4 protein-coding genes are annotated in these 3764 nt (G+C 32.2%); 1 reads left to right on the top strand and 3 read right to left on the bottom strand.

The window, feature by feature from the left end:
• Positions 1 to 48: 48 nt before the first annotated feature.
• From KHB02_RS29425 to KHB02_RS29415, 3 genes are all read right to left on the bottom strand, one after another.
• Positions 49 to 255, bottom strand: a complete 207-nt coding sequence (locus tag KHB02_RS29425) for a glycine zipper 2TM domain-containing protein (protein WP_213146171.1) — start codon at positions 253 to 255, stop codon at positions 49 to 51.
• A 183-nt stretch (positions 256 to 438) separates the two neighbouring features.
• Positions 439 to 642, bottom strand: a complete 204-nt coding sequence (locus tag KHB02_RS29420; RefSeq protein ID WP_213146172.1) for a DUF1657 domain-containing protein — start codon at positions 640 to 642, stop codon at positions 439 to 441.
• Positions 643 to 1290: 648 nt separating this feature from the next.
• Entirely contained in the window at positions 1291 to 1767 is a 477-nt protein-coding gene (locus tag KHB02_RS29415) for a hypothetical protein (protein ID WP_213146173.1), read from the bottom strand.
• A 543-nt stretch (positions 1768 to 2310) separates the two neighbouring features.
• Here KHB02_RS29415 and KHB02_RS29410 point away from each other — a divergent pair.
• A complete protein-coding gene (locus KHB02_RS29410) occupies positions 2311 to 3474 on the top strand; it encodes a hypothetical protein (RefSeq protein ID WP_213146174.1) in 1164 nt (387 codons plus the stop codon).
• The last annotated feature ends 290 nt before the right edge of the window (positions 3475 to 3764 follow it).

Here is a 3764-nt window from a genome sequence, read left to right as displayed (position 1 = left end):
CCTTTTTGGGAGTCTTAAGGCATTTATTTCCCCTTTAGTTAAAGCCTATTATTCTCGGCTCGTCGCATCGTCGTTTGACTCATTAGCCCCTTCGCCGACCTTGTTACCGATCGCTCCACCTGCAACAGCTCCTGTAGCTGTACCAAGTGGACCAAGAGTAGATCCCAAAGCAGCACCAGCGACAGTACCGACACCAGTTCCTACAGCTTCGCCAGCATCGCCATTCACTCGATTACGTTCGTTTTTATCAGCCATTTATCTCACTCCTCATTTAAAATAGGAGGCAATTTCCAGCACAATCCCGTAACTTATTTTGCCTCTATGGATAAAATTTACACGGAGATAAATTAGTTTCCATAAACTTTGCAATTCACCATTAGTGAATAAACTTTAAAACATAAATGAGTGACCTTTTAGCCAACCAGATAACATTGGATATTACTGATTATATTGAGGCTCTTCTTGTTGTATTTGTTGAATACGTGGCTCAATACTGTCAATTATAGCTTGAGTTTGTTGTGCCGCATTTTGGTACAATTGCTTTGCTTGCTTATTTTCAGTCTGTAATGCAAATGTTTCAAAACTCGCTTGTGCACTTTTTAACCCAGCTAAAGTTTGGTTTACTTGAGTTGCTACAGTCATTTTTCCTCTACCTCCTTATTATTGAATAACTTACAAATTTTATTTTCTGTTTATAATTAGGAAGTATTACTGGAAAAAATTAGACACAATTATATAACTAATCTTATATTACATTTGAATACCCAAACCCTATACAAGGGATATACATAGGATATTATGTATTAAAATTAAGTCCATTTTCCTTAACCACCCAAAATGGGTGGTTTTGTATTAGTTCTAATTACCTGATAAAAAACATAAATTTCTCATTGAAGGTTTGCACTACCTTCACCCTCTTGCCGTAGCCAATAGCTACGGGCTTTTTTTACATATACAAAAAAAGCACCAATCTAAATTTGAGTGCCTTTAATCTTTATTTATTTTAATAAGTAAGCATTACTAAAAAATTTAGGAACTTTGGGCAAAATTCTGAAACTCTGAAATCTCCGAGCTCCTCTTGAAACACTCTTTAAAAACCATTGTCTAATAAACATCTGTGGGCACGTAAAGTAGTCTTTTCTTTAACTTTTCTGTATCCGTTATTCGAATAAAAAAAGGACCGACATCGCTGCAATCCTTCTTTAACTCAAGCACCCGTTACTTTAAGTGCAATTCTTCACATTTTACATTATTAAAGCATTTTAATAGTGTTTTGCTTATACAATTTGACTATTTGTTAGAATGCCTTTTTTTACTATGGCTAAAATCAATGATGTATTGAAAACTATAAAGTATTAATGCCCTTAAAAAGTTGATTATTAAGTATTGGAATTTGGTTAATTTCTCCAAAGTAAATATTTTATTACGGTTTACAAGTTTTATCCCCCCTAAATATATAAAACAAATGTGAAGTATAGTATTAGAAATTAAATAAATTGGAAATTTCCTATAAGTCAATTTTAATATCCAAAGACTTGAAACAAAGTAAGGACCGAAATTAAAAAAGTTCATACTATCTAACGGTGGAATTCCTTTAAAAAATCGCCACCATTTTTTCTTTTCACCGAATAAATCAATTGCTTTTGTGAATGTACTCATAAATATTGTAGCTGGAAGATATTTTTTTAATGAGTTTCGACCTAATAAGGGTACTGTTAGCCAAGGGAGAATTAACAAAGCTAAGTATAATAATTTTGAGTTTTTCATAATACCACCTCCAAAGTTTATAATATGTTTTTTTACAACAATGTATCCAGTTTTTACCTACACATTTTTACAGAGCTGCCCCGTTACAATTTTTAATTTAGCACTCCAACTAAACAATAAAAATGGATAACCATTATACACATTTTGGTTTGATGAATGTAATGACCTGGAATCCTCCACTATGATTCTTTTGATTCTTTTGATTTTTTTGATTCTGTTGATATCTGAAGTAACGCATCCTGCGACTTCTGCCTGTATTTGGAAATTAAAGAATGTTATAAACGGCAGTATCTTTTTTGAATGTAAAAAGGCCCAAAATACGCAAGTCTTGCATAAAAACTTGCATATTTTAGGTTCATTAATCTTATTCTTTATTGTGTAAATGCCCCCGTTTAGCTTAAGTATGTTATTTCACAATTTTTTCTTCAAATAACTAAAATATTTTTATTAATCCTATATCTCATATTCTCATTGCTTGTCAAATTTTCCATCTTATATTAAAATATTATCCGCTTGGAATTTTTATACATCGGGGGAAAAATAATGAAAAAATTAATGATTTTACTGTTACTTGCTATGCTAGTGGCTAGTGGCTGTGGTAAGGATACTACAAGTAATAATGGTAAAAGTGATAGTAAAATAGCTAAAGCAGTATCTAACAAAGGTGAGACATCTGATAGTGAAGGACAAAAAGGTTTAACACTAGTAAAAAATATTGACCAATTAGGGATGGAACCTATCCCTAATCTAGGAGATACTGACTATATTTTTGAAAAAGACGGATATACATATGTACTAACAGTAAATTCTCAAGATGTAGAATCAGAATTATTTTCTCCTGAGGATTTAGCTTTTTCCTTAAATGTTTCTGTTTTAAAAGATGATAAATGGATTGTAAAAAATAAGGTCACAGACCTATTGAATCAAGTTTGGAATACAAAAAATGAAAAGGCTAAAACTTGGACATCCAGTATTGAATTTACAAACTCTGCTATGTACGTATTAACTACTACTGATTTTGCTGGGACGGGGGAGTCAACAGAGCAACCTATCCACCAAATTCATAAGATAACATTCAGCAATGATGGTGTTGCCCAAGATGCAATGATCTTAAACAAACGAGAAACTACAGAAGGCAATTTTAATTATGGAATAGTTAACAACTTTGAACACCCATATCTGCTTGAACATATATATTCTAGTAGTCTGGACGATAACCTAGACAAATACAACATCTTAAGTGAAGATGACAAACTTATAACCACCATCACCAATTCCGATCCTAATTCCCATTCCAAAATTGAATTATTAGGTAATCTTGCTTTCATAAATGATGGAATTTTATATTTTGGTGGTATGAAACAAGCACAAAGTTATAGCCTCAAAAAGAACGATTTAATTTGGAATGCAGATGGCAGTAAATTTGAGTTTCCAATTGCTGATGGCAATGCCCAATCATATTCTCTTGTAAAAAATGGAGTTTATACAGTTACAAGAATAAAATCTGATTACTTACTGGGTTACACTCAACTCGATAGTGATGGATCTGCGAGAGAAATAAATTCTGCTTTAATTCCATCTAACATAGATATCAAGCAAGTATTTGTTTCTGAAGATAGTAAAAATGTAAATGTATATACAATTGTTGACTATAAAGGAAAATCTACTATACAAAAATACATTTACTCAAGAATAGACCAAAAATAGTAATCATCTTTGTGACAGAAAACAGGAGGTTGGCTACCTCCTGTTTATTTTTATATTCTGTTTACTAATAAAAGTTTGTCTATTGGAGAGTTTTTTAAGCATTTAAAAGAGTTTGTATCTTATGAGTGGCCGTCTTACTGTACTAACCTGCCTCGTTACTTCAAGAAGAAAAGCTGCAAAAAATGACAGCTGATCTTTAACTCTTGCCTCCGTTAGTTCAACAAGAAATTGCTCAACTATTATCAACTAAAAGGTTTAAGTCCAAGGAAACGCATAACTATTTCTGAGTC

The sequence above is a fragment of the Neobacillus citreus genome, assembly GCF_018343545.2.
GTDB classification, from domain to species: Bacteria; Bacillota; Bacilli; order Bacillales; family Cytobacillaceae; genus Neobacillus; species Neobacillus citreus.
The sequence above is the reverse complement of the archived record's forward strand: the minus strand, read 5'-3'. Positions and strand labels throughout refer to the sequence as shown.